25 protein-coding genes and 1 pseudogene are annotated in these 26,200 nt (G+C 60.2%); 4 read left to right on the top strand and 22 right to left on the bottom strand.

Going from position 1 to position 26,200, the window contains the following annotated elements; translation table 11 throughout:
* Positions 1 to 7: 7 nt before the first annotated feature.
* From ACHHRT_RS08085 to ACHHRT_RS08065, 5 genes are all read right to left on the bottom strand, one after another.
* Positions 8 to 1,324, bottom strand: coding sequence for an esterase/lipase family protein (locus ACHHRT_RS08085; RefSeq protein ID WP_395499259.1), 1,317 nt, complete (start codon positions 1,322 to 1,324; stop codon positions 8 to 10).
* A 72-nt stretch (positions 1,325 to 1,396) separates the two neighbouring features.
* Positions 1,397 to 1,891, bottom strand: coding sequence for a C40 family peptidase (locus tag ACHHRT_RS08080; protein WP_395499258.1), 495 nt, complete (start codon positions 1,889 to 1,891; stop codon positions 1,397 to 1,399).
* 26 nt (positions 1,892 to 1,917) lie between these two features.
* Entirely contained in the window at positions 1,918 to 2,835 is a 918-nt protein-coding gene (locus tag ACHHRT_RS08075; protein WP_395499257.1) for a PLP-dependent cysteine synthase family protein, read from the bottom strand.
* On the bottom strand, positions 2,832 to 3,041 hold the full coding sequence (locus ACHHRT_RS08070; protein WP_395499256.1) for a hypothetical protein: 210 nt from the start codon (positions 3,039 to 3,041) through the stop codon (positions 2,832 to 2,834). Before ACHHRT_RS08070 ends, ACHHRT_RS08075 begins: the two co-directional genes overlap by 4 nt.
* Before the next feature lie 17 nt (positions 3,042 to 3,058).
* A complete protein-coding gene (locus ACHHRT_RS08065; RefSeq protein WP_395499255.1) occupies positions 3,059 to 3,262 on the bottom strand; it encodes a hypothetical protein in 204 nt (67 codons plus the stop codon).
* Here ACHHRT_RS08065 and ACHHRT_RS08060 point away from each other — a divergent pair.
* Positions 3,257 to 3,550 carry a hypothetical protein gene (locus tag ACHHRT_RS08060; protein WP_395499254.1) on the top strand — a complete coding sequence of 98 codons (294 nt, stop codon included), beginning with the start codon at positions 3,257 to 3,259 and terminating at the stop codon, positions 3,548 to 3,550. The genes ACHHRT_RS08065 and ACHHRT_RS08060 overlap by 6 nt on opposite strands.
* 49 nt (positions 3,551 to 3,599) lie before the next feature.
* On the opposite strand, the gene ACHHRT_RS08055 is transcribed toward ACHHRT_RS08060, so the two are convergent.
* The 16 genes and pseudogenes from ACHHRT_RS08055 to ACHHRT_RS07980 all read right to left on the bottom strand — a co-directional run bounded on the left by ACHHRT_RS08055 (position 3,600) and on the right by ACHHRT_RS07980 (position 18,451).
* A complete protein-coding gene (locus ACHHRT_RS08055; protein ID WP_395499253.1) occupies positions 3,600 to 4,481 on the bottom strand; it encodes a GGDEF domain-containing response regulator in 882 nt (293 codons plus the stop codon).
* A gap of 25 nt (positions 4,482 to 4,506) precedes the next feature.
* Positions 4,507 to 5,808: a sensor histidine kinase gene (locus ACHHRT_RS08050; protein WP_395499252.1), complete on the bottom strand. Its 1,302-nt coding sequence runs from the start codon at positions 5,806 to 5,808 to the stop codon at positions 4,507 to 4,509.
* A 12-nt stretch (positions 5,809 to 5,820) separates the two neighbouring features.
* Positions 5,821 to 6,141 carry a putative quinol monooxygenase gene (locus ACHHRT_RS08045; RefSeq protein WP_395499251.1) on the bottom strand — a complete coding sequence of 107 codons (321 nt, stop codon included), beginning with the start codon at positions 6,139 to 6,141 and terminating at the stop codon, positions 5,821 to 5,823.
* A 23-nt stretch (positions 6,142 to 6,164) separates the two neighbouring features.
* A complete protein-coding gene (locus tag ACHHRT_RS08040; protein WP_395499250.1) occupies positions 6,165 to 6,314 on the bottom strand; it encodes a lmo0937 family membrane protein in 150 nt (49 codons plus the stop codon).
* 13 nt (positions 6,315 to 6,327) lie between these two features.
* Positions 6,328 to 6,549: a DUF3185 domain-containing protein gene (locus ACHHRT_RS08035; RefSeq protein ID WP_395499248.1), complete on the bottom strand. Its 222-nt coding sequence runs from the start codon at positions 6,547 to 6,549 to the stop codon at positions 6,328 to 6,330.
* Between the two features lie 20 nt (positions 6,550 to 6,569).
* A complete protein-coding gene (locus ACHHRT_RS08030) occupies positions 6,570 to 7,208 on the bottom strand; it encodes a hypothetical protein (protein ID WP_395499246.1) in 639 nt (212 codons plus the stop codon).
* A 94-nt stretch (positions 7,209 to 7,302) separates the two neighbouring features.
* Positions 7,303 to 8,067 (bottom strand): BON domain-containing protein, encoded by a 765-nt coding sequence (locus ACHHRT_RS08025; RefSeq protein WP_395499244.1) that lies wholly within the window; start codon positions 8,065 to 8,067, stop codon positions 7,303 to 7,305.
* Between the two features lie 352 nt (positions 8,068 to 8,419).
* The gene (locus tag ACHHRT_RS08020) at positions 8,420 to 10,132 is read right to left on the bottom strand and encodes a sigma-54 interaction domain-containing protein (protein WP_395499242.1); all 1,713 of its coding nucleotides are present in this window, start codon (positions 10,130 to 10,132) and stop codon (positions 8,420 to 8,422) included.
* Between the two features lie 2 nt (positions 10,133 to 10,134).
* The gene (locus tag ACHHRT_RS08015; protein WP_395499240.1) at positions 10,135 to 12,732 is read right to left on the bottom strand and encodes a chemotaxis protein CheB; all 2,598 of its coding nucleotides are present in this window, start codon (positions 12,730 to 12,732) and stop codon (positions 10,135 to 10,137) included.
* A 289-nt stretch (positions 12,733 to 13,021) separates the two neighbouring features.
* Positions 13,022 to 13,279, bottom strand: a complete 258-nt coding sequence (locus ACHHRT_RS08010; RefSeq protein ID WP_395499239.1) for a hypothetical protein — start codon at positions 13,277 to 13,279, stop codon at positions 13,022 to 13,024.
* A gap of 188 nt (positions 13,280 to 13,467) precedes the next feature.
* A complete protein-coding gene (locus tag ACHHRT_RS08005; RefSeq protein ID WP_395499237.1) occupies positions 13,468 to 15,516 on the bottom strand; it encodes a HelD family protein in 2,049 nt (682 codons plus the stop codon).
* 10 nt (positions 15,517 to 15,526) lie between these two features.
* Positions 15,527 to 16,084: a pyrimidine dimer DNA glycosylase/endonuclease V gene (locus ACHHRT_RS08000; protein ID WP_395499236.1), complete on the bottom strand. Its 558-nt coding sequence runs from the start codon at positions 16,082 to 16,084 to the stop codon at positions 15,527 to 15,529.
* 114 nt (positions 16,085 to 16,198) lie between these two features.
* Positions 16,199 to 16,510, bottom strand: coding sequence for a type II toxin-antitoxin system RelE/ParE family toxin (locus ACHHRT_RS07995; protein ID WP_395499235.1), 312 nt, complete (start codon positions 16,508 to 16,510; stop codon positions 16,199 to 16,201).
* Positions 16,507 to 16,734: an addiction module protein gene (locus ACHHRT_RS07990; protein ID WP_395499234.1), complete on the bottom strand. Its 228-nt coding sequence runs from the start codon at positions 16,732 to 16,734 to the stop codon at positions 16,507 to 16,509. The genes ACHHRT_RS07995 and ACHHRT_RS07990 overlap by 4 nt, the downstream gene beginning before the upstream one ends.
* A gap of 273 nt (positions 16,735 to 17,007) precedes the next feature.
* Positions 17,008 to 17,325 (bottom strand): annotated as a pseudogene (locus ACHHRT_RS07985) (HsdM family class I SAM-dependent methyltransferase); the annotation flags it as partial.
* A gap of 406 nt (positions 17,326 to 17,731) precedes the next feature.
* Complete coding sequence (locus ACHHRT_RS07980; RefSeq protein ID WP_395499233.1) at positions 17,732 to 18,451, bottom strand: hypothetical protein; 720 nt, start codon at positions 18,449 to 18,451, stop codon at positions 17,732 to 17,734.
* Between the two features lie 174 nt (positions 18,452 to 18,625).
* Here ACHHRT_RS07980 and ACHHRT_RS07975 point away from each other — a divergent pair, with 174 nt between their 5' ends.
* The 3 genes from ACHHRT_RS07975 (at position 18,626) to ACHHRT_RS07965 (ending at position 23,122) form a co-directional block, all read left to right on the top strand.
* Positions 18,626 to 19,624, top strand: a complete 999-nt coding sequence (locus ACHHRT_RS07975) for an integron integrase (protein ID WP_395499232.1) — start codon at positions 18,626 to 18,628, stop codon at positions 19,622 to 19,624.
* Between the two features lie 161 nt (positions 19,625 to 19,785).
* The gene (locus ACHHRT_RS07970; RefSeq protein WP_395499230.1) at positions 19,786 to 22,446 is read left to right on the top strand and encodes an AMP-binding protein; all 2,661 of its coding nucleotides are present in this window, start codon (positions 19,786 to 19,788) and stop codon (positions 22,444 to 22,446) included.
* Positions 22,439 to 23,122 (top strand): TVP38/TMEM64 family protein, encoded by a 684-nt coding sequence (locus ACHHRT_RS07965; protein WP_395499228.1) that lies wholly within the window; start codon positions 22,439 to 22,441, stop codon positions 23,120 to 23,122. The genes ACHHRT_RS07970 and ACHHRT_RS07965 overlap by 8 nt, the downstream gene beginning before the upstream one ends.
* On the opposite strand, the gene ACHHRT_RS07960 is transcribed toward ACHHRT_RS07965, so the two are convergent.
* The gene (locus ACHHRT_RS07960; protein ID WP_395499227.1) at positions 23,119 to 26,199 is read right to left on the bottom strand and encodes an efflux RND transporter permease subunit; all 3,081 of its coding nucleotides are present in this window, start codon (positions 26,197 to 26,199) and stop codon (positions 23,119 to 23,121) included. The genes ACHHRT_RS07965 and ACHHRT_RS07960 overlap by 4 nt on opposite strands.
* Position 26,200 lies beyond the last annotated feature (1 nt).

Here is a 26,200-nt window from a genome sequence, read left to right as displayed (position 1 = left end):
AGGGCCGCTAGCGCGAACGATCCGGCAATCTGGCGATGGGCGGGTTCCACTGGTCCCTGGCCACCCCCGGCGGCCGCCAGCCGCCCAGGCCCTTGCGGCCCGGCTTGTCGAGCAGGAAGGCCGCCGTCAGGCGGTGGACCAGGTTCATGGTCGGTAGGGCGCCATGGAAGCCGGCGGCGAGGCTTAACGCCCGATCCCGCACTTCCCAGTAGCCGAAATCCTTGGGCCGCAGGCAGACCAGGCGTTCCAGGGGAATAAAGGAGGGGAGGGCGCCCCGGAAGGGGACGGTGCCGTCGCCGGTCTGCACGGCCAGCTCGGGGTCCTTGTGGCCCCAGTCGTTGGCCCGGTCCCGGGAGCGCAGCTCGAATTCGGGCTTGCCCCGGTTGGAGCGGATGGGCATGGTCACCCGGGTAGTGGCATCAACTCCGACCAGGCACAACCAGCGATCGCTGCTGAGCCCGCAGGCGGCCAGATCCAGGCTGTCCACCCGCTTGCGGTAGGCCCTGGCCTCGTCCAGCATCTCCTGTAGGATGCCCCGGGCGGCTTCGCGCCGGGCGGCCCGGGTGGAAGGGGGCGACGGCCCGTAAAGCGCCAGGGCGTCACCAATACTTTCCAGGACGCTGGACTGCCAGGCATCCACCTTGAACAGATCGGCGGGGATACCCTCGGCCGCCTGCACGGCAGCGGTAAAATCGGGCAACAGATGGTAAAGGGCCGGAGTGAGCCGGGCCCCAAAACGATCCCGGGGGCTGGGCGGCTGGGTCTCGCCCAGGTCCGCCGTGCCGGTCGCCACCTTGATCGGCGCTTCGATGGAGCCGCCGAAGGGCGTGGCGATGGTGACCACCCGACCGACCTGCGACCGGGCGCCAGCCATGGCCAGGTATCCCGCCACCACCAGTCCGCCCATGGAATGGGCCACGATATCCACCGCCGGCTTGGCGGGGTAGCCGGCCTGGTGATAGTGGCGCGAGAGCGAGCTACGTCCGATCACTTCTTCGATGAAGGCTTGCAGGTGCCGGGCGGTTATCTCCAGGGGTTGGCGCCAGTCGTAAACAAAAGGATAAACCGGGGTCTGGGCGGCGGGGGTGCTGAGCTCCGTGCGCAGCTCCTCGATCAGGTCGCCATAGACGATTTTGAAGAGGGCCTCGGCCTCGACCCGGGCCGGCTCCACCAGTTCGTAGCGGCGGTCATTGGGATGCAGGGCGGCCCGCAGTTCATCTTTCTTCAAGACCCCCCAGACGGTTTCAGGACTGACCTGGTAATAATCCTGCAGCGATGAAGCCGTAATGCCGGGAATAACGATAACCGGATTCTGAACGCCCATAACACACCTCCTTGCGGATAAGATGAAATCCTGACAATCTCAATCTTGAAATCCTCTCCGGGAGTAAGCGGCTTAATCAACTCTCCCGGTTTTGGTCAGTCTGCTGCTCCAGTAGGGGTTGTCCAGTTGGGCGTAGCTTACCCGCTTGCCGCTGGAAGGGGCATGAATAAACGTTTTTTCTGCAACATAGATGCCGACGTGGGAAACCCTGCCGTTGATCCGAAAAAAGAGCAGATCGCCGGCCTGAATTTTTCCCGGCGGCACCGGGGTGGCCTGCTGATAAAGGCTTCTGGTGGTCCGGGGGACCGCGATCCCAGCCTGACTGAAAGCATAATGAACCAGACCGCTGCAGTCAAACCCCTTTTGGGGGGAGTTGCCGCCGGGACGGTAGGGCTTACCCAGCATCCCCTGGGCGATATTCACCGCCGGGTGTGACTTGGTGACCTTGTACCTGGTGGGTTCAAGGGTTTTCTGTTGAAAGCGTGGGGCGCAACCGCCGGTCAGGGCCAGGAAAAACAGGCAGGCGGCGGCAATGGTGGCGAGGTGGCGAAAGTTGGCTGGGGGCATGGTCGGGCCTCCTTAGTGCGCGGTTTTCACGGGGGGCAGATGGCGCATTTGCTGGCAAAGACCTGGGAGGAGAGATAGCGGTCGCCCCGATCGGGCAGGATGGCCACCACGGTGGAACCCCGGGGCAGGTCCCGGGCCACGGTCATGGCGCCCCAGACCGCCGCCCCGCTGGAGATGCCGCAGAAGATCCCCTCCCGCAGGGCCAGGTCGCGGGTGGTGTTGAAGGCGTCGGCGTCGTTGCAGGGAACAATGCCGCTCAGCAACTCCGGCTGGTAGATGTCGGGGACGATGGATTCCCGCATGTTCTTCAAACCCTGGATTCGGTGGCCCAGATCGGGCTCCACCCCGATCACCAGCACCTGGTCACTCTGGGATTTAAGATAACGGGCGCAGCCCATCAGGGTGCCGGTGGTGCCCATGCCGGCCACCAGGGCCGTCAGCTCACCGGCGGTCTGGCTCCAGATCTCGGGGGCGGTGGTGGCGAAGTGGGCCCGCCAGTTATGCTCGTTGCGAAACTGATCCGGCATGAAATATTCGCCGTGGGAATTTTCCATGATGTGCCGGGCCCGAACAATGGCCCCGTCGGTGCGGTCGCAGCCGGGAGTCAGCTCCAGTTCCGCCCCCAGGGCCAGCAGGATGGCCCGTCTTTCCTCGGAAACGCAGGCCGGCATGGTCAATTTGATCCGATAGCCCAGATTGGCCGCCACCATGGCCATCCCGATTCCGGTGTTGCCGCTGGTGGGTTCGAGAATGGTCTGGCCAGGCTTGAGGGCGCCGCTCTTGATCGCCTCCTGAATCATGAAACAGGCCGGACGATCCTTCAACGAGCCCCCGGGGTTGGCCCCTTCCAGCTTGACCTGAACTCGAACCCCGCTTTGGTCCGGATCCCAGATCCGCTCCAGATTGACCAAGGGGGTATTGCCAATGCTCTCCAATAGCTTCATTTCGGTATTCTCCGGTGGTGGAAGGGGAAGGCGGGATTATAGACCACCACCGGGCAGAACTCAAGCGGGTAGCGTGGCGGGGCTTTTTTCTCAAGCTCATCGCCCCCCGTGCCGATGGATATGCTATCCAGCGAGTTTAAATTTTGTGCGGTCACGGGTGGGTTATGGAAATCATCAATGCCCAGGTCAGCCAGCAGGCCGACCATCAGGTGAGTCGGGATTATCAGCGCCGGGAATCGTTGCGGGCCTGGGTCGGGGGCTCGGCCTTGACCCAGGAGGACCCGGCGGTTCGTAAAATCCGCCTGGTGCTGGAAGCCCTTACCGGCTGGGCAATTCGGGTGAGCAGCTTCAGCCCGGTTAGCGGCGTTGAGCAGCCGCTGACGCCGCCGGTCGGACCATCGAGTTCAGCCTGGAGTTGCGGTTGCACCGGGAGACGGTGCGGGAACAGAGTATTGCCATCCGGGCCGGGGATGCCCGGCTCATCGATCCCCTTTTCCATCAGCTCCGCCTCTGGATGAAGGACCAGCATGGTAACGACTATCTTTACACCCTGGCCGAGAAGGGAATCGGCGCCATCCTGCTCGATTCCATTCAAACTCCTTTCAATCTCCACGATTCGGCCGACAACCTCCAGGGCCGGCTGGCAGAAACCTCCATCTACCTCAGCGAAACCGGTCGGGCCGGCACCATCCAGCATCTGGACTACCTGGTTTAAAACGTGATCAATGATTTCAACCGGGAAGGGCTTGGCGTTGTGGTGGCCTTCACGTCATCGCCCCGTCGAAAGGGGCAACTTCCACGCGGTTGCGGCCGTTTTCTTTCGCCCGGTAAAGGGCTTTGTCTGCGGCATTGACGAGTGAATAAACATCTTGCAGCTGGGTATTACCGCTCGCTGCCACGCCAAAACTGAGGGTTATGGGTATCACCCCTTCCGGGGTGTCAATACTGTCGCAGCCCACGGATAGCCGGAGTCTTTCGGCAAACGCGTAAGCGTACTCAAGATTACACTCGGGAAGGATAACCAGGAACTCCTCGCCGCCATAGCGGCCGATAAAATCGTAGGAACGCATCATGGAATGCATTTTTCTGGCAGCCGAACGGAGAACCACATCGCCCGCTAGATGACCATGGGTGTCATTGATTTTTTTGAACAAGTCGATATCGGCCATGATCACGGCCACGCAACTGCTTTCACGCTTGGCCCTGGACAGCTCACGCGTCAGGATCTCGACGATTTCCCCATGGTTCCACAGGCCGGTGAGATAATCGCGGGAAGCTTTCGTCCGAAACATGTCGCGAGCTGTCAGCAGCTCGTTCTGCAGTTCGATTATGCGCCGTCCGGCGCGCAGGCGTAACCGTAGCTCATGGTGCTTGAATGGTTTGGTAATGTAATCGTCGGCGCCGGCTTCCATGCCGGTGATGATATCCTGGTCCCGTTGCAGGGAAGTCAATAGGATGATGTACGTATAGGGTTCTTCCTTTTTTCGTCGAACTATCCGGCAGACTTCCACTCCTTCCAGGTCTGGCATTATCCAGTCAAGCAGGGCGAGTCTCGGCGGGTCATCGGATTGTAAAATCTGCAGAGCCGCATTGCCATTCTCCGCGACAACGACCTCGTATCCCCAGGCGGCCAGCTTTTTTTCCATGAGGAGCCGAAAACTCAGGTCATCTTCAGCTAGCAATATTCGCAAGGATTTCCCCCAAAGTGAAAAAGAAGGTCGCTCCCTTGTCGGCCTGACTTACGGCCCACACCTTGCCGCCGTGCCGTCTGACGATCCTTTCCACGGTGGCAAGACCGATGCCTTGACCTTCGGTGCCCGTCCCGGAGAGGCGCTGGAAAGGAAGGAACAGCTTGTCAGCCAAGGCCATGTCGAAGCCCGGCCCGTTGTCACGGACAAAGTAGGCCGGTTTGCCGTCAACCGCCGTCACGCCGAATTCTATAACCGCTTCCTCCCGACTGCCGGCAAATTTCCAGGCATTGCCGATTAAATTATCCAAGACCACCTGCAAAAGGCCCGGATCACCCTTGGCCACAATCCCGGCGGCGATCTGGAAGGTGACCCGGTTCTCCGGCCCGGCCAGTTTCAGTTCCGTCGCCACCGAATTCGCCCTGGCGCTCAGATCAACCGATTCAAGGTTGATTGCGACGCGACTGACACTGGAAAAGGTCAGCAGGGTGTCAATGAGCCGATTCATGCGCAGGGAACCTTCATTAATTTCCTGGATAAATTTTCGGCATTGGTCGTCGAGTTTGTCGCCGCACAACTCTTCGACCTCCTGAGAGTAGCTGTTGATTAAGGTCAAAGGCCGGCGAAGGTCGTGGGAGACGCTGTAGTTGAATGCCTCCAGCTCGATATTCGCGGCGTCCAGTTCGGCGGCGCGGTTTGTCAGGTCGGTGTTGAGCCGCTCTAAATCTTTCTCCGCCCGCTTGCGCTCGGAAATGTCGATCAAGGCCAGACGGCAATTCCGCATCGAAGCGGTTGCCACTGCTTCGATCTGCACGACAATTTGTTGCTTTTTCCCGTTTAGAAGCGCCACTTCGCTCACTTCCTTGCCCTTGCTGGCAAAGACCTTGCCGAGGAAGGCGTTAAAAGCGGGGCGATGTTCTTTGGTGACGAACTTTCCAAAGCGCAAGCCGGTCAGCTGTGATCGCTCGATACCGAGGAGAGCGGCGCCACAGAGGTTCGCGGCATGGATGGCCCCGTCGCGGTCGAGGGTTAAATAGCCAACCGGGGCGAAATCGTAGAGGTCGGTATACTTTTCCAGAGCATTCTCCACCTCGTCCCTGGCCTGGCGAAGCTCGGTGTTCTGCATCTCCAGTTCGATCTGGTGGACCTGTAATTCGTGCAGGATACGCTGCATTTCAACAACCGTCCGGGAAGCACTCTTCTCAGATCCTTGCGCGATCAGATATTTTTCCGCCCGGCGGCGCAACTTGTCGGATTCTACTAGCCGGTTCTTGTCTGTTCCCAATGTGTGACCTCTTCACACTCGCAACTTTTTCAGCTCCTCCACTCCAGTTGTGGAGATAATGGAGTTGAATCTAATCTCCGGTTCTTCGGTGAGCATTTTCATCGCGCCGAGCAGGATGCCGAAATGAACGGATCGCACATGCGCGCCCAGATCGTCGCGGGTTTCCCATTCTTCCTTGATGTAGATTGAGTTTTCAGACTCAATATCAACGTAGCAATGGCAGTTAATGCAGCCCTGCTCGAGCCTGATCGGCCCAAGTATCGCCCTAACGGCTTGCAGTATCTCTTTGCGTTTGGCGGGTGGGGCCGTCAGCTTGATCGAGGCATCCATCATGATTCCACCTTTGTCCGTTCGGCCTAAAGCCTGCCTCTTCCTTGGATGAGATTGAGCAGCACAACGATAACGGCAATAACCAGCAGGATGTGTATAAAGCCACCCATGGTGTAACTGCTCACCAACCCCAGCACCCACAGAACGATTAGTATTAAAGCTATTGTCCACAACATGATTAATCCCCCCCTAATTATTTTTGCGGCCCATAACCAGCAGCACAATGCCGCCTACAAGCGCGACGGCTCCCACAATCGGTGGCAGCGGCAGCGTTCTCGTCCGCTCCGCCGTCATATGCAGTGGTCCAAGATCGACAACTTTCTCTCTGGTCGTGTAGTTGATGCCTTGATAGGCAAAAGCAATGACTGCTATAACAATGAGGATGATCCCTAATAACAGTTGTGGTTTCACTTTTATTCACCTCCTCGTTGTCATTTATTGCCCTGGACCATTCCTGATCTGACCTGGCCAATGGCGGTCAGCACGGATTTGATCGATTCCTGCAGCCGGTCACCATCCCTAACAGCCCTGTCGGCGATCGGCTTGATGGACTCAATCCCCTGGGGTGTCAGGTCGTTGGAGAGATATCTTTGTATTTCACTGGTATCATTCAAATATGCCTGGAGAGCGCCTTTTACTCCGATGCTGGCTGCGGGGATTTTCGCGTAGGCTGCCCGCATCTCGACGCGACGCTGTTCGCTAAGTTCCTGGATTTCGGCGCTGGCGTATGAAGTTTCCCATTTTTCAAAATAGGTGTCGCGCTGGCTCTGCATCTCATCGGCGTGTTGGTTCAAGCGGCTGCCCAGGGCCTCCATCTTCTTGACCTCTTTGGTGTAGGCCTTGTAGGCTTTGCGGGTGTCTATCTGAGTCGGCATAACAAGACTCGTCAGAGCTGCGTTGGTGGCAGCGATCTGTAAACTGGCTTGTTGGTAGTCGTTCTCCAGCGCCTGCATGGTATCGGTGGTTTTTGTCGCCCGCTCCATTCCGATTGTTGCGCAGCCGGGCAGATAAATGATTGCACCGAAAAGCACGACGAGGGGAAGAACGGCCTTTGCAAGTCTTGATCTCATAAGTTCTCCTTCGTGGTGGCAGTGCCTTTGCCGACTGTTAAATCATCATCGAAGCCGGCAAAGGCACTGCATTTTCTTTAGTCGTTGACTTGAATTACTCGATTGTCATCCGGTTTTTTACATCCTCGACGCCATTCACGTCCTTGGCGTACTTGGTGGCCAGGTCCCTTTCGGCCGCGTTCTTGACCTTGCCGCTCAAAGTAACCACACCGTTCTTCGTTTCAACCTTGGTCTGGAGGCCACTGGTCGAGCGGTGATAGAGCAGCGTCGTCTTGACCATGGCGGTGATGGAGGCGTCATCGATCTTGTCTCCAGCCGTACGGGGATCCTTGGTTTCCTTCGCGGTCTTTGCCACGGTCATTTCATTCTTTACGTTTTTGACCCCTTCGATATCCTTGGCGTATTCAGTAACCAAGTCTTTTTGGGCCTGATTCTCAGCATCACCGCGCAAGGTTACGATGCCGTCTTTGACGTCGACCTCGGTTTTGAGGCCGCTCACACTGCGACGGAACAAAAGCGTGGTTTTGACTTTTGTCATGAGCCACGCATCTGACATCTCAGCTTGTTTCTCTCCTTTGACTTCCAGCTTGTTGTCTACACTCTTGACGCCGGGCAAACCCGCCACGGTTTCAGCGGCCAGGAATTTGCGGGATTCTTCGGATACGGTCCCCGTCAAGCTGACGACGCCGTCCTTGGACTTGATCTTGATATCATCGTCCTTGAGGTAGGTCTTAAACACATGCGACTGCTTGGCTGAAGATACGATTTTGTCGTCCTGGCCGGAGGCTTGCACCGGTACGCTGAACGACAGAACCGCTACCGCTGCCAACATTAGAGCTATGGAAAATAATACTTTCATAATAACTTCTCCTTTTTACTGGGTTTTCCGGCCGTTTCCTTGAGCTTGCCTTTCGCCTCGTGCAGCTTTCCTTCCGCTTTGTCTCTGGTGCTATATTTCATGATGACCTCCGGTCGGTGTTCATGGGTAACTGCTTGCCTGACAATGAGCGCGGCGTGCTCATCGCCGGCATATAGGGCAGATTGCAACTAGCGTGCCGGCGACAACCTGCGAATTAGTTGAGTGTAAAGTGCTGATTATGGAGAGTAAAAAAGAATAAGCACGGGCAGGGGGAGGGATAATCTGTCAGGGGTATCCGTCACACTTGACATAACTGTCATATGTGGCGGCTAGAGCGAAGGCAACTTTTGCTTTATGGGCGGCGGAGGCCGTATTTCCGCATGCGGGCTCGAAGCGTGCTGGAGTTGAGGCCCAGAATAATCGCCGCCCCCTTTTTCCCCTCGATGCGCCAACCGGTTTCCCCCAGCACCTTTAGAATGTGGTTGCGTTCCAGGTCGGCGAGGGCCTGGGCCTCGTGTCTCCCCCCCTGATCCTGAAACGTATCGAAGCGGTCCAACACCTGGAGTTCAGGTCCATGACTGGTGATGATCGCCCGCTCGATAACATTTTCCAGCTCCCGCACGTTGCCGGGCCATTGGTATTCCTGCAGGGCGTTCATGGTTTCCTTTGAAACGGTATCGATCTCCTTGCCGATTTTCTTGTTGTACTTGGCGACGAAATACTGGACGAGGATGGGGATGTCCTCCCGGCGCTGCCGCAGGGGTGGGATGGTGATGGGGAAAACGCTGAGCCGGTAGAACAGGTCCCCCCGGAAGCGGCCGGCCCGGATCTCTTCCTCCAGCTTGCGGTTGCTGGCGGCGATGATCCGGACATCGACCTTGATGGTGTGGGGGCTGCCCAGTCGCTCGAACTCGCCGTCCTGAATGACCCGCAGCAGTTTGCACTGCAGCGGCATCGCCATTTCGCCGATTTCGTCGAGGAAGATGGTGCCGCCATTGGCCAGCTCGAAGCGCCCCATCTGCTGGGCATTGGCGCCGGTGAACGCCCCTTTTTCCCGCCCGAAGAGTTCGCTTTCGATGAGGTTTTCCGGTAGCGCCGTGCAGTTGACGGTGATCATCGGCCGGTTCTTACGCGCACTGCGGCTGTGGATGGCTCGGGCGATCAACCCCTTGCCGGTACCGGTCTCACCCAGGAGAAGCACCGTCGCATTCTGCGGCGCCACCTGCTCGACCCGGAAGAAGACATACGAGATAGCGTCGCTTTTGCCGATGATATCGCCGAAGTCGGACCCTCGGGATATCTCCCGCTGAATGTGGATATTCTCCGCCAGCAGCCGATCCGACAACTGCTTGATTTCTACGTTTGCCTTACGCAGCGAGGCTTCGGTCGCCTTGTGTTCCTCGATTTCCAGCAGCAGCTGTTCGTTTGCTCCGACCAGCGCCTGGGTTCGTTTCTCTACCATCCGCTCCAGCTGGCCATAGGCTTTTTGCAGGGCGTCCTCCGCCCGCCGGCGGTCGCTGACGTCGATGACCGTGGTATGGATATAGTCGACCTTGTCGCCGACATTTCCCACCATGATGCTCTGCAGCTGAACAGGCAGCGTCGTGCCGTCTTTTCTCTTAAGGTCGATTTCACATTTCTGCATGCCCTGGTTATGTGAAACCGCGTCGCGGTGTCTGGAAAAAATCTCTCGACTGGCAGCATTGATAAGCAAATCGGTAAAAGGTCTTTTGACCAGCAGTCGCCTCTCGATCCCCAGCAGTTGCGCCCCGGCAAGGTTAACCTCACGGATCAAACCGCGCTCATCAATGGTGAAATAGCCCACAGGGGCAAAGTCATAGAGTTCGGCATACCTGTTCCGCGATAATTCAAGCTCCTCCCTGGCGTCGCGCAAGTCGGCATTCTGCATCTCCAGCTCGATCTGGTGGACCTCGAGTTCATGCAGGAGCCGCTGTGCCTCTGGCTCGGTTCGGGTGGAGCCCACCGGCGCCGGCGGCTGCTCGGCCTTCCGGCGGTGCGGTTCGCCGATTGCGGTTAACTGGGGCTTACCTTTGTCGATTCCCATGGTCAATCCCTGGCCTTGAGTCTGGCAATCTCCGCGCGCAGTTCCGCTTCCAACTTCTTGGCGGCGGTGATGTCGGCGAAGGTGATCACCACCCCCCCGATGACGTCGTCAACGGTGCGGTAAGGCATGATGCGCACGGTAAACCAGCGTCCGTTGGTGGCGGTGATCTGTTTTTCCGTAAAGACCAGCGTCCGCAGCACCTCCTGCACCTCTTCGGTCATTCCGGGATAAAAGAGGTCGCTGACAATGTCGGAAAGCGGCCGCCCAACATCGCCGGGGATCAGCTTGAAGAGTTTGTCCGCTCCGGGGGTAAAGCGTTGGACGCGCAGCTCGTTGTCCAGGAACACGGTGACGATTTCCGTGCTGTTGAGCAGGTTGCGCATGTCGTTGTCGATGCGAGCCAGTTCGTCCATTTTGGACTGTTGCTCGGCGTTCACCGTTTGCAACTCTTCGTTCAGGGACTGCATCTCTTCCCGGGAGGTGGTCAGCTCCTCGTTGGTGGACTGCAACTCCTCATTGGTCGACTTGAGCTCTTCCTGCGAGGATTGCATCTCCTCCTGCAGTACGCGCCTTTCCTCATGGGCCTCTCGGAGTTTCTTCTCCAGTTCGAGCACCTTGGCGTTGCTGGCAACCGTGGCCCGGGAGCGTCCGGGCGCTTTCTTTTCCACGGGGGTCGGCACGGCGTTGAAGACGATTATCGCCATGCCCCGCAGCGCTTCCGGCTCATTGATCGCCTGGACGGTGAGATCGACGGTCTGCGCGCCGTCCTCGCCGACCCTGAGCCCCTTGACGGTGACCGCCTCTTGCTGCCGGAAAGCCTTCTGGAAGGCGATCCCCAGTTCGAACCGGAGCCCGTCACGGGCCATGGCGAAAACATTCCAGTTGGCCTTGCCGGCCGCCGGCTCCAGGTATTTGCCGGTGCGGCCGCTGATGTAGATGATGTCGCCCTGGCCGTTGACCAGCACGGCGGGCGGGGCAAAGTGCTGCAACAGCACCTGATCTGCAAGCGACTGGAGATTGGTGGTGGCTTTCAAAATCGGCGGTTCCTTGGGCAGTGCCGGTTGGGCGGGGGCAAATGAGGCGGGAAAGGCGACCGGTTCGGCCGGCAGGATCGTTTCCCGTCGCCGGAAGAGCCGCGATTTGAGGTTCAGGGGTGCGAACAGATCGGTGTGGGTGCTGACCGACTCCGAGTTCCCCAGAAACAGGATCCCGCCGGGGTTAAGACTGTAGTGGAAAAGTGGCAGCAGTTTCTTTTGCAGTTCCGGGGCCAGATAGATCAAAAGGTTGCGGCAGATGAGGATATCCAGCTTGGTGAAGGGCGGGTCCATGACGACGTTCTGGGTGGCGAAAGTCACCATCTCCCGGATCTCCTTGCCGATCCGGTAGCCGTTTTCTTGGGGGATGAAAAACCGATCAAGACGTTCGGCGGAGAGATCCGCGGCGATGTTGGCTGGATAGAAGCCTTGACGGGCTTTGTCGATGGCATCCCGGTCAAGGTCGGTGGCGAAGATCTGCAAGGCGAAACCGGCCTTGGGCTTGATTTGGGTCAGTGCCTCCTTAAACACCATGGCCAGCGAATAGGCCTCCTCCCCGGTCGAACAGCCGGCCGACCAGGCCCGTAGCACCCGGCCGTGGCCCTCCAGGAGCGCCGGGATGGCTTCATCCCGGAGTTGCTCCCAGGTCGCCTGGTCGCGAAAAAAACTGGTCACGCCGATCAACAGTTCCCTGAAAAGAAGCTCCACCTCTTGGGGATTTTCCTGCAAGTAGCGGACGTAGGCGGCGATCCGGTCGATCTGGTGGATGCCCATGCGCCGCTCGATGCGGCGATAGAAGGTGTTCTTCTTATACATCGAGAAGTCGTGGCCGGTTTTGGCGCGCAACAGGATGACGACCTTCTCCAGGGCGCTCCGCTCCTTCACCGCCAGAGGGGAAACGGTCCCGCTGACTACACGGGCATGACGCAGATAGTCGATGATCTTGCCGGGCAGCTCTTCCGCTGGAGCAACCAGGTCGGCCAGGCCGGCATCGATGGCGCTGCGGGGCATGCTGTCGAACTTGGCCGAGGAGGGCTCCTGCACCAGCACCACCCCAGCCTTTTCCTTGATGGCCCGCAGGCCCATGGTGCCGTCCGAGCCCATGCCGGAAAGGATGACCCCGATGCTTTGCTCCCGCCGGTCCTCGGCCAGGGAGCGGAGGAAAAAATCGATGGGCAGTCGCAGGCCGCGGGGCGCCTTCGGCGCGAACAGATGCAGCACGCCATGGAGAATGGACATGTCCTTGTTGGGGGGGATCACGTAGACGCAGTTTGGCTGGACCTTCATCCGGTCCCGAACCTGGAAAACTTCCATGCCGGTAGCGCGCTGCAGGAGTTCAGGCATGATCCCCTTGTGGTTTGGGTCGAGATGCTGGACAATCACAAAGGCGATGCCGCTCTCTTCCGGAACATGCCGCAGAAACTGTTCCAGCGCCTCCAGCCCGCCGGCGGAGGCGCCGAGGCCGGCGATGGGAAAAGGTGGACTCTCCTGCACTACCGGGGCGTCTTCCGCGGGAGGCCTGGCTTGTTCAGTGCGGTTGATCGTCGGTTTAAGTCGTTTTTTCATGACGATATTTTTACGACTTGCTCAAGTGTCAGTAAGAAATTAGCCAAAACATTTACCAACGTAGGGTAAGGAGAACCGGACCGTGGCCCATCGTAACACAATCCTTATGCCAATTGCTGGATTTCTGCCGAGACACTAATTTGACAGGAGCTTATTCAATACCACCAAGTTTATCAATGCCAGTCGAACACGGGGCTCAGGCACCCGAGTCAGGGCGTCGGGGCATCGGGCATCCCATTGTTGGTATCGGTCACGAACAAGCGGTGGGCCCGTAGTCGGTCGTCGATCGTCACAATCCTTTTTCCTCCTCTCCGAACCAACCCCCCTCGGGTGGTCCGCAACGGGTAATGGCCGAATCCCGCTCTTCCATCATCCGGTCGTAGCGTTCCCGCCACTCCTCCTTTTGGGGCAAGTTTTCCCCCTGGGCGACCACTTGGGGGGCCGGCGGGGTTGGGGCGCGCTTCTCTTCCCCGGCCAGGGCCCATGCCGGTATGGTCAGCGCCAGAACAATCGTGAGGGTGAGCACGGCTGCTTTCAGGGTCTGCATTTTGGTTACCTCCTTGGGGGGCATCACTTCCGCCTTGTCAGTCTTAATTCGTGAAAAGAAAATAGCCTGGTATGATTATACCACATTGTGGATTGCTTTCCTATGGTGGTATGCCCGGCATGGACGTGATCTATGGGGTGCCATTCTCAGGTGGATGAACCCTGAGCGGTTGAGAAAACAGAACCATATCAGTGGACGAACCGGGTTGGTCGGCCGGCAAAAGTGAGGGTGAGCCGGTGCATGGCGCGGGTGCAGGCAATGTAGAGGAGATTGCGGTCGATTTCGCAGGCGTAATTGGCTTCCGTGGCTCCGGGTACGATGACCTGGTCGAATTCCAGTCCTTTGGCCAGATGCACGGTGCAGATGACCACTCCCTTGGCAAAGCCGGTACTTTGCGCGGTGAGGAGATGGACCCCGGTTTTTTCACCGTCGATGGCGTGCTGGAGCTCTTCCGCCTGGCCTTGGGTCTTGCAGATGATTCCCAGGGTGCGATGGCCGCTGCCGGCAAAATCCGCGATCAGCCGCCGGATGTGCGCCGTTTCCGCTTTTTTGTTTGCAAGCCCGAGAACCGCGGGCTCTTCCCCGTGGCGTTCGATGGCCACCAGGTCCGGATTGGGCGCGATGCGCTGGGCGAACCGGGTGATTTCAAAGGTCGAACGGTAGCTCTTGCACAGCTTGACGCAATCGGCCCGGCGGAAAACCTGACCGATCTGCTCCGCGCTGGATGAACTGAAAGGATTGACCGATTGGCCGACATCGCCCAGGATGGTTTTCCGGCAGGGGAACAGCCTGGCGAGCACCGCGTACTGCACCGGGGTATAATCCTGCATTTCGTCGATCAGCAGGTGCTTGACATCATGGCGCACCTGCTTGAGCCCTTCCAAGCGAATTTTCAGGTAAATAAGCGGAAAGACGTCGCAGTATTCAAGCTCGGCGCCTTTGACCGGTTTGAACAGGTCGGGCTGGTCCAACCAGGCGAAAAAGTTTTTGTAGGCGGCCCGCAAGGTTTGGTTCCGCTCCATTTTCCCGAGGGCGCTCCTCAGCTCCTTCTTTTCCCCGGCCGTCAATTCGTAGTTGTGGTCTATTGCCAGCCGGTGCTCGATATCTCCGGCCACCCGGCGCACCCGGCTGGCGGCCGGCATGGCCCGGTGTTTCCGGAAAGATGCCTCGATGAACCTGGCCGGTACCGGGTGGCGGGAGACCTGCAAGTCCGTGGCCCGGATGCTGTTCTTTTCAAGATGGGCGGCATAGGAATCGAGTTTCTTAAGAAAGGCCAGCGAAGCCTTTTCCTGAATCCGGCGCTGCAACGCCTCGTCCCTTTTTTCCAGCAGCCTGGCCGCCTGCTGGAAAAAGGTCTGAAACTTGAACTTACCCTCCAGCAATTCGTCCGCCAGGGTTTCCATCCTGGTTTCGGCGATGTTCTCCTCCCCCAGCTCCGGCAGCACGTTGGAGATGTAGTCGGCAAAAACCTGGTTCGGCGAGATGATCAGGATCTCTTGGGAGGTGAGGGTCTCCTTGAACCGGTAGAGCAGGAAGGCGATCCGGTGCAGGGCGATGGAGGTCTTGCCCGAGCCGGCCACCCCCTGGATGATCAACTCGTGCGCGTCTTCGTTGCGAATAATGGCGTTCTGGTCGCGCTGGATGGTGGCCACGATGTTTTTCATCCGGTCGTCGGCGGACCGGCTCAACTCCTCCTGGAGGACATCGTCCAGGATGTTGACCGTACTCTCCAGCATGAATTCCAGCCGCCCGTCACGAATCCGGAACTGCCGTTTCAGGCTGATCCGGCCGGCTATCTCGCCGGATGGGGAGTGGTAACGCGCCGCGCCGGTTTCATAATCGTAAAACATGGTGGCGATGGGCGCCCGCCAGTCGTAAATCAGGTATTTGTTGCTCTTCTCGTCGAAGAAGGTGTGAATGCCCACGTAAACCGGCAGCGGCTGGGTCTCACCCTCCCGGGTGAAATCGAACCGCCCGAAGTAAGGGGCGAGGAGAAGTTTCAGCAGGCGATTCTTGCGGGCAAGATCGTGCTCGCCGAGCATGGATCTCTGCTCCACGAGCTGCCGGGTCGTAATCTTTTCAACATGATCCATGTCCGCCCGGTGTTCCCAGAGGTAGGTCTTCTGCTCCCGGATTTTGACGGCGTGGTCCCGCAGGGTGGTATCGATATGTTTCACCGCCAGCAGCAGTTTTTGCCGCACCTGCTCCAAACGGTTTCTTTCTTCCATTTCGGTCATGATTCTTCTCTCAGGTTGTAAGAAATTGCTGTCGCGGCAATTTGCCCATTGATTGCGGGCAGGGCCTTGCCTGATATTTCAGAACGAGCCTGGATTTGACCCCCAACAGTAGCCGTTTGAAGGTCGAAATTAACAATTCTGTTTTTGAATCGTTCTCGGCATTAGCGTGAACACTCACCAACACTGCCAGGCAAGCAGGTCGCTCAGGGCGGTGGAGGTGAGCAGGTAGGTCACCTGGCCGGCCCGGCTCCTTGTCGCGATATTTTTCCGCCAGCCGGGCAAACTGGGCGGCCGGGACATCGAGATAGCTGACCGGCCAGCTTCCCGGCCGCCCGGTCAGCTCCACCGGACTGCGGTCGGTGAAGCCGCGCAGGGCCATCTCGCAGGCCAGCAGGCGGTGGCGCTGTGCCAGTGCCCAGCCATGGCCGGCCCAGCGCCTGGTTTCCGGGTGCCGGGAGTAACCCTTTTTGCCCTGGCTGATAATGGCGACAATCCCGTGCAACTCCCGGTGTTCGCCCAACAGGCTTAGCCGGTTGAGATAACCGGGGTGAATATCCCAGACGCGCATGATTGTACCTACAGTTACTTAGGGGGTAGGCGAGCCGGGTTACTTGTGGGTGTCGTAGGTGGGGAGATCCTGTTGGGGAGAAATGGGGTCAGACACCATTTTCTGCGGTACGGTTCAGGGTTTTGTTCCGCTCGCTTCCAACCGCTGTTTCCAGTAGCCGGGGTCCCGGTGAAGATGCATGACGGCGAGAATAAAAATGCCGTCGGGCTCGATGCTGTAGAGTACGCCGTAAGGAAAACGGTGGACCAGACAGCGGCGGACGTCACCCTTGATCTCCGGCCACATCGCCGGGTAGTCCACCGCGTTTTGGATGGTGGCGTAGATCTCGCGTGAGAAGTCGATACCAAGACCCGGGTCGCAGTCCTCGTAGTATGCAACTGCCTCGACAAACTCCTCTTCCGCCTCAGGGTGGAAGTCAAAGGTCATACGGCGAATCGCTGGCGTATCTTTGCGAAGACCTCTTCACCGGGGATCGGCTTAACGCGGCCGGAACGGAGATCTTCGAGTCGCCGCTTGGCGGCGGCTGCCCATTTCCGGTCGATGTCGGGGTCCGGGGGATTGAGAGACCGGAGTAGGGAGTCAACAACAACCGTCCGCTCCTCAACAGGGAGCGACTCCGCATCGCGTATGATTTCAGCTGTGCTTGGCATCGGTCACCTCACGTTTGATTACAAAAGCACCGTACCATGGTTGCTTATCCTCTGCCAATCCTTAAAGGCAGAACACCCGGGCTCAGGCGCCCGAGTCAGGGCGTCGGCGGCATCCCATTGTTGGTATTCTTGCCAATGTCAACTGCGGTGTACGCCGTTGGCGGTTCCGGGGGTCATTTCCCCGGGCCCGCACCCTCAAAAAAAGGCCACCGCCAGCTCGCGCAGCTTGTCCTGCTGCATCAACTGTGGGCGATTGATGAGGTGGCCGAGGTTGTGGGCGTCGTTCAGAAACGAGCCCTCGTTGTTCCATTTCACCTGCGAGCTGTCGAGGTGGCGGATGGCGAGGTTCATCTTGGCCAGGCGCCAGGTGGTTTGGTTGCTCTCCTGGCCGTAAATGGAAATATCGTTGATCTTGCCCTGGTGGTCTTCGACAAACTTTTCCGACTGCACGAACATGCCGCCGGAACCGCAGCAGGGGTCGAGCACCCGGCCCTTGTAGGGCTCCAGCATCTCCATCAGCAGTTCGACCACGCTGCGCGGGGTGTAGAACTGGCCGCCCTTCTTGCCTTCGGCCAGGGCGAATTCACCGAGATTGTGCCGATGATCCATTGCCAATGTGCAAACCAGAAGTGCCCAATGGCACCAAGTAGTTTCGCCAAAAGCGGCTGTTCGTAATGCCCAGACGAGATAATTACGATTGGGCTCCCCGGATCATTCTTTGGAGGGAGAACATAAGCGCCCCGATACCATTCTTTGATCTTGCCCCAAGAATTCATTTCAACTCACCATTACTTCAACCGGGCCGGATGAGCAGCGCGATATTTCGCGCCTGTTCCATCGCCTTGTTGCCCCTGGCTTTGGCGCTGGCAAACCCCTTTCTTGTGGCCGCGCGCTGTTTATCCGGCCCGGTTGCCCCGCGAATGCGGGGCAACGCCCGCCATAAACGGCGCGAGGAACGAGCGTCCGGCGACCGCAGGGAGCGAATTTAATGGCTTTGTTAGGCATTTTCATGACCAAGCACCCCAGACAGGACGGCTGCATCTATAACCATGTATTCATTAGTGTATTCGTTGAACTCAATAACAGTACCACCGAATCGAACGTTTCCATCTCGATCCACACCGTAAACCGCACTCCCACTCATGCCTCGTGGCGAAAAGCCCTTAGGAACAGGCGTTTTTACTTTCACCATGTGGCAATGATCGAAAGTACTTTTCCTTGAAGAAACGATTCCGTTGGTGACGTAGGCCTGCTGCCGAATCTTGCTATTTTCGTAGCAGACCTCATGAGCAGGATTATCGAATACGAAGCCCCTTAACCAAACATCGCTGAGGGAGGAATCGGAAAGCGAAATTGTGTTCTTGGGTATGCTCAGGTCAAGAGCATTAACTGAACCTAAAGCGGTTTTATCATGAATTTCACAAGATACTTCTAGTGCGATTTGGTCATAATGCTTTTGATCGGTTGCGCCCTGCACCTTTCCTCGTAACGTGTTGCAGAACCCAAAAAAGCTTCTCGAATCGGATGGAATTGAGTAAAGCGTATTTACCGGATCAACCTGGTGATTTTCGTAACAATGGTATGCTGAAACAATGTACAGGCGCCCACCCCAGCGCACAGGGAAGCATGAACCCGCATACGCGTAGTGCCATTCATCAAAGCCCGTTTCATAAAGCAGCGGCTGAGTGGATTTAAGTATTTCCGGAATATCGCTCATAGGTGTATTTATGCCTAACGGTTCAATAAGTGGAAATTTTCCGTCATATCAGCCGCTATAGATGGCAAAGTTTTCCGCATATTTTAATATTAAGCGGCAGACACGGAAAACTTTGTCCATTTATTACTTTTTGGTTGCCGGGTTTCCGCATATTATGCTAACAAAGCATACAATATGGAAAACAAGCCCAAATTTCGCCCAAATCCTTCCCTGAAGCTAATGGACCAGGTCCGGGAAGTTTTGCGCTATCATCATTACGCCTATCGTACCGAAACCACGTACTGCCAGTGGATTCTGCGCTATATTCGTTTCCACGGCGGCAAAACCCATCCCAAACTGCTTGGGGCGCCCGACGTGGAAAGGTTCCTCTCCCACCTGGCAACCAATGGTAAAGTTGCCGCCGCCACCCAGCGCCAGGCCCTGAATGCCATCGTTTTTCTTTACCGGGATGTCCTCGACCTGCCGTTGGAAGGCAAAATCGCCCCGGCCCGCTCCAAACGCCAGGTGCGGCCGCCCACCGTCCTCACCCAAGAGGAGGTCAAACGGTTGTTCATGGTGATGGATGCCACCCACGCCCTGATGGCCAAGCTCCTCTACGGCGCCGGCTTGCGGCTGATGGAGTGTATCCGGCTGCGCATCCAGGATGTCGATTTAGGTCAGGGCAAAATTTTTGTCCGCGGCGGCAAGGGCGGTAAGGACCGGGTCACCATTCTCCCCGGCATGGTGCGGGAAGAGCTTAAGACCCATATCGACCGGGTTATCCTGCTGCACCATGCCGACCTGGAGGAGGGGTACGGCGAGGTCCATCTGCCCGATGCCCTGGCCCGTAAATATCCCAGGGCCGCCAAGGAGACTCGCTGGCAATATGTTTTCCCGGCCAAAAAAAGATCGATCGATCCCCGTTCCGGTCGGGAGATGCGGCACCATATCATGGAGTCCGGCCTGCAAAAGGCGGTTAAACTGGCTGCCGATCGGGCCGGGATTATGAAAAAGGTCGGCTGCCATACCCTCCGCCACAGCTTCGCCACCCATATGTTGGAGAACGGGGTCAATATCCGGGTGTTGCAGGAGTTGATGGGCCATGCCGACGTGAAAACCACCGAGATCTACACCCATGTCATGCAACGGGATATCGACGCCCTGCGCAGCCCCTTGGATCATCTGTTTGCTTGACGGTCCTGTCACTCTCTTTCGCTCCTTCCCCCCAACCAGCACTTAAGCTAAATCGGCCATTTACATTTCTTAATGGGGCGGGTAGCTTATTGCAAGTAAAAAGTCTAATCCTACCGCAGGTTTGTAATTGTCAGGCCGTGAATAGATCGAGGTAAAATGTTGTGAGCTGTTCCACCTTGCAGGAGTTGCTTACCCGGCTGGTTGCCCATGGTGATCGGCCCGCCCTGGTGGTGATCGAGGGCGAGGTGCGGCGGCAGATCAGTTATGGCGAGTTGACGGCGGCGGCGGCCCGGCTGGCCGGGGGCTTGCGCGAGCTGGGGGTTAAGCCCGGCGAGCCGATCGGGTTGCTGGCCGAAAACCGGCCGGAATGGGTGGTGGCCGCCCTGGCCGGCTGGTGGGTGGGGGCGGTGGTCATGCCGCTGGATCTGCAACTTGGCCGCGACGGGCTGGCCCATGTGCTCCAGGACAGCCAGGCCCGCTTCTTCTTCACCTCCGCCGTCCAGGCAGAGCGGTTCGCCAAGTTGCCCGGGGAAACCGCTCCCCGTCTGCTGCTGCTGGACTCCCTGCCCTCGGGGCCCGACCGGGCCCTGGCCCCGGCCCGACCCCGGGACCCCGCCGCCCTCTTCTACACCTCCGGCACCACCGGCCGGGGCAAGGGGGTGCCCCTCAGCCACGCCAACCTGGCCTTTCAGCTCAACACCATGGCCGAGCTGGGCCTGGTGGGACCCGGCGACCGGGTTTTGCTGCCGTTGCCCCTCCACCATGTCTATCCCCTGGTGATCGGTCTGCTGGGCCCCCTCTGGCTGGGGCTGCCCCTGATCCTGCCCGACGCCCCCACCGGCCCCCGGATCTTGCGGGCCCTCAAGGAGGGCGAGGCCACCGCCATGATCGGGGTGCCTCGCCTCTATCAGGCCATGGTGGATGGAATCGCGGCCAAGGCGGCGGCCGGGGGGCGTTTGGCCGGGCTTTACTTCAAGACCGCTTCCGCCCTGGCCCTGGCCCTGCGCCGTTATTTGCATGTGCGGGCCGGGCGTCTGCTGCTGGGGCCGCTGCACCGCAAACTGGGGCCTTCCCTGCGCCTGCTGGCCTCGGGCGGTTCGGCCCTGGACCCGGAGCTGGCCCTGAAGCTGGAAGCCCTGGGCTGGAAGGTGGCCATCGGCTACGGGCTCACCGAAACCTCGCCCCTGCTCACGGTTAATCCGCCCGCTGGTCGTTTCGGCAGCGTCGGCCGGGCGGTGCCGGGGGTGGAGTTGCGGATCGACCGACCGGCCCGGGAAGAGGGGGGAAGTGATGGCGAGGTGCTGGCCCGAGGCCCCAACGTCTTTGCCGGTTATCGCAACCTGCCGCAGCAGAGCGCCGCCGCCTTCACCGCCGACGGCTGGTTTCGCACCGGCGATCTGGGCCGGATCGACGACCAGGGTTATCTCTTCCTCTCCGGCCGGGCCTCCACCCTGATCGTCACCGCCGGCGGCAAGAATATCCAGCCCGAGCCCCTGGAGGAGATCCTGACCGCCCACCCCTTTATCCGGGAGGCGGGGGTTTTGCAGTACCAGCAACGGCTGGCGGTGCTGCTGGTGCCGGATCTGGCCCTTTTGCGCCGGGCCGGGGAACACGATATCGAAGCGGCCCTGCGCGCCGCCCTGTTGGAACTCTCCCGTGATCTGCCCTCCTATCAGCGCCCGGATCAGTACGCGGTCAGCCGCGAGGCCCTGCCCCGCACCCGGCTGGGCAAGATTCGTCGCCACCTGCTGGAGGGCCGCTACCAGCAGGCCAAGCAGGAGCGGGAGGCCGGGGCCGGGGCCGGAGGGGCCATCGACCCCCATGAGATGTCCGACCACGATCGGGCCCTGCTGGAGGTGCCGGCCGCCCGGGAGGTCTGGCAGTGGCTGGCCCGGCGTTACCCGGCGGTGCGGCTTACTCCCGATACCAGCCCCCATCTCGATCTGGGGGTGGATTCCCTGGAGTGGCTGAACCTGGCCACCGATCTCGGCCGCCACTTCAACCTGGAGTTGAGCGAGGAGACCATCGGCCGGATCGAAACGGTGCGGGATCTTTTGGAGGAGGTGGCCCATCCCGCCGAGCAGGCCAAAGGGTTTACCCCCCTGGACCCCCTGGCCGATCCGGCGGCGGTGCTGGATGCCGGTCAGCGGCGCTGGCTGGCCCCCCACAATCTCCCCCAGCGGGTGCTGGCCTGGCTGCTTTACCAACTGAACCGGGCCATTTTCCGGGGGATTTTCCGGCTGCGGGTCAAGGGGCTGGCCAATCTGCCCGCCACCGGCCCCCTGGTCATTACCCCCAACCACGTCAGTTATGTCGACCCCTTTGTCCTGGGGGCGGCTCTGCCTTTTGAAGTAATGCGTCGCACCCGCTTTGCCGGGCTCAGCGAGGTCGCTTTCAGCAACGCCTTTTTCCGTTTTATCTGCCGGCTGGGCCAGGTGGTGCCCGTCGATCCGCGCCGGGCCACCGCTTCCAGCCTGGCCTTCGCCGCCCTGATCCTGGAGCGGGGTGACAATCTGGTCTGGTTCCCGGAGGGAGAGCGTTCAATAAGCGGCCAACTGCTGGAGTTTCGCCCCGGTATCGGTATCCTGCTGGATCGGCGCCGGGTGCCGGTGGTGCCGGTGGCGATCCACGGGGCTTACCAGGTCTGGCCCCGGCATCGCCGTTGGCCCCGCTGGCACCGGCTGAGCATCGAGTTCGGGCCGGTGCTGCGACCCGAGCAACTGGAGAAGGGGGGGGGAGAAAGTCCCCCTCCGGAAAGGATCGCCCAAGCCCTCCACGCCCGGGTGGCCCGGCTGGTGGAGCGACAATCAACCCATGGATGAACTGGTGGTAAAAGAAAAAAAACGCGGCCTGCCGCTGAAAACCTTAATTTTACCCGGCCTGCTGCTTGCCGGGATAGCGGTGCAGTACCTGGAGCTGGTCGACTGGTTTGAAGTGCTGGAGATCAGCCGGGGCTATGCCCATCACTGGTGGTTTCCCCCCCTGATCACCCTGCTGATGATCCTGGCCTACACCCTGGCCCTGCCCGGTTCCATCTTTATCTGGATCAGCGGGGTGCTGTTCATGCCCGGGCCGGCGGCGCTGATCATCGCCCTGGGGGGGCTGGGGGGGGCGGTGGCGGCCTACTTCTTTTCCCGCCGCCTCTCCGACGGGATGACTTCCCGGATCACCAACTCTCCCCTCTTTGCCATTCTCCAGCGGCATGGCGATTTTGTCGCCCTAAGCGCGGTGCGGTTGCTGCCCGGTTTTCCCCATTCGGTGATCAATTACGGGGCGGGTATTCTGCAACTGCCGCTGACCGCCTTTGTTCCCGCCACCCTGATCGGCTTTGGGGTCAAGGGTTATCTTTACGCCACCGCCATCCATCAGGTCACCAGGGCTGACGAGGGGGCCAGGTTCGTCACCTGGCAACTGCTTGCTCCCCTGCTGATTCTGGCCGGTCTCTTTCTGGTCGCCAAACTCTACATGGCCCGCCGTCTTCGCTCCCGCTCCCGCTAACCGCTGGCCGGCCGGCGATTGCCTCGGGCCATGGTGAGGCGGTAGAGGACCGGGACCACGAAGAGGGTAAGCAGGGTGGAGACCATCAGCCCCCAGACGATGGCGGTGGCCACCGGGCCCCAGAGCAGGGATTTGCCGCCCAGGCCGGTGGCCAGCGAGAAGAGGCCGGCGATGGTGGTGCAGGTGGTGATCAGGATCGGCACCACCCGGCGACGGGCGGCGTAAACCGTGGCGCCGGTCAGGCCCAGGCCGGAGGCCAGGCGGGCGTTGGCGGCCGAGATCAGGACGATGGCCGAGTTGACCGCGATCCCCGCCAGGGCCACCACCCCGTAAAGGGTGAAGAGGCTTAAGGGGTTGCCGGTGACCAGCAGGCCCATCACCACCCCGGTAAAGGCCATGGGGATGGTGGCCAGAATCAGCAGGGGCTGGAAGTAGCTTTTGAACTGGGTGCCCAGGATCAGATAGATCAGCCCGGCCCCCAGCAGAAAAAGCACCCCGATGGCGTTCAGGCTCTCCATGATGTCGTCCAGCTCGCCGGAAAAATCGAGATCGATATCCGGATAATCGGCCCGGATCATTTCCCACTCCCGGGCCAGCCAGCGGTTGGCGGCCACGGTGTCCAGCAGTTCTCGGTTCAGGTCGGCTTCGATGGTGATGGTTCGGCGGAAGTTGTAGTGGCGGATCCCGGCCGGGCCCCGGCGGGTTTCGGCGTTGACCAGCTCGGCCAGGGCGATATTGCCCCCACCGGCCACCGGCAGGGTCTGTTGCAGCAGGCCGTCCAGAGAGGCGAAGACCCGGGGCCGGGCCCGTACCCGCACCTCCAGCTCCTCGCCGCCGTCCTGCATGCCGGCCACCACCTCGCCGTCCACCAGCAGCCGCAGGGAGCGGGCCACCTGCAGGGGCGGGATTCCCGCCCGGCGGGCGGCGTCGTGATCCACCGTCAGCCGCAGCTCCAGGCGGCCGGGGTTGTCATCGTCGGTGATGTCGTGGATCGCCGGCTGGTCGGCCATGATCTCTTTTAAGGCGGTGGCGGCCCGGCGGATTTCGGCAAACTCATCCCCCCGCACCTTGAGATTGATCGGCCGCGAGGTCGGCGGCCCTCCCGCCAGGCGGAGAAAGGAGAGCTTGACCGGGCCGGCGGTGGCCATCACCGTCTCCCGGGCCGCCTCGATCACCTCGTCCACCTCCCGCAGGTGGGGGGCCCGGGGTTGCAGGACCACGAAAACCTGGCCGTAATGGTCGCCCTGGAAGGGGGCGGTTTCGGTGAACATCTGGCCGGCGTAGGCCACGGTGGCCTGCAGCTCCTCGGGGCGTAGCCGGGTGAGCAGCCGCTCCTCCACCCGGGCCGCCGCGGCCAGGGTCTGCTCCAGGGGGGTGCCTTCGGCCATCTCAATATTGACATAGAAGAGCCGCAGGGGGTCGGAGGCGAAGAAGTCGAATTTCACCAGGCCGCCGCCGATGGCCGCCCCGGAGAGGGCGAAAAGCAGGGCGGCCGCCGCCGCCACCAGTTTGGGACGGCGCAGGGCCTTGATCAACAGCCGCGCGTAGTGGTGGCGAATGGTCCTGAGCAGCCGCACCCGCCAGGGGTGCAGCCGGGAGGGGCGCTGGAAGTTGATATTCAGCATGGTGACGTGGGTGGGGATCATCCAGTAGGCCTGGAGCAGGCTGACCGCCAGGGCCGTGGTCACCACCAGGGGAATCACCAGCATGTACTTGCCGACGATGCCGGGCAGCAGCATCAGGGGGAGAAAGGCGGCCATGGTGGTGAGGATCGAGGTGGTCACCGGGGCAAACACCTCGCGCAGGGCCTCCAGGGCGGCCTGGAGGGCGGAAACCCCGCGCTGGATGCGATAATAGATCGCCTCCACCACCACCACCGCGTCATCGACGATCATCCCCAGGGCGATCACCACCCCCAGCAGGACACTGATATTGAGGGTCTGGCCCAGGTGGCCCAGCAGCCAGAAGGTGCCGGCCAGGGAGAAGGGGATGCCGATGGTGACCAGCAGCGCGATCCGGCTGCCCAGGAAGATCCAGGTCACCAGCAGGACCAGGGTCAGGCCGATCAGGGCGTTGTTCTGCATCACCGCCAGGGCGTGGCGGGTGGTTTCGGTCTGGTCGTCGATCAGGGTCAGGCGCACCCCGGTCTGGCCGGCCACCGCGTTGCGCTGGGCGATATATTGATCCAGTTCGGCCACCAGCTCCAGGGTGTTGGCCTTGCCCATCTTGGTCACCGCCAGCATCACCGCCGGATCGCCCTGGAAGCGGACCAGCCGCCGCGGCTCCTCCCGGCCCCGAGCCACCTCGGCGATGCTCCCCAGGGTCACCTCCCCTTTGGCCCCCACCACCGGCAGGGCGGCCAGCCGGGCGGGATCGGGGTCGGCCCCGCTTAACTGGACCAGCCAGTTGACCTCGCCCACCCGCAGGGAGCCGGCGGCCACGTCGCGGAACGACTGGGCCACGGTATCGGCCAGGTCGGTGGGGCTCAGTCCCAGGGCGGCCAGCCGCTGGGGAATGAAATCGACCTGCAGCTCCGGGCCGGGCAGGCCGGAATCGTAAACCCGATCCACCCCGGCCAGCCGTTCGATCCCCAGTTTGACCAGCTCGGCCTGGCGGCGCAGGTTTTCGTCGGCGGCCGGGCCGGTCACCACCAGCATGGCGGTGGGGAAGGCGTTGGCGGAGGTTATTTCGGTGATATGGGGGTCTTCGGCGGCATCGGGCAGCTCGTCGCTCTTGGTCTGGACCTCCCGCCGCAGATCGTTGAGCCGGCGGTCGAAGGTCCGTTCGTCGATATCATCGAACCGGACCAGGATATTGGAAACCCCCTCCCGGCTGTTGCTGGAGACGAACCTGATGTCGGAAACCCGGCGCACCGCCTGTTCCAGCACGTCGGTCACCCTCTTTTCCACATCCTCGGCGGCGGCCCCGGGCATGATGGTGGTGATGTCGATCCAGTTGAAGTTGACGGTGGGCTCCTGTTCCCGGGGGAGCAGGGCGTAGGTCAGGGCCCCCATCACCAGTACCAGGGCAAAGGTCAGGTTGGCCAGCACATGGTTTTGGTAGAGGCGAGCCAGCATG

This window comes from Desulfurivibrio modestus (assembly GCF_044068625.1).
Classification (GTDB): domain Bacteria; phylum Desulfobacterota; class Desulfobulbia; order Desulfobulbales; family Desulfurivibrionaceae; genus Desulfurivibrio.
Note: the sequence above shows the minus strand (reverse complement) of the source record. Positions and strands in the feature narration are given on the sequence as shown.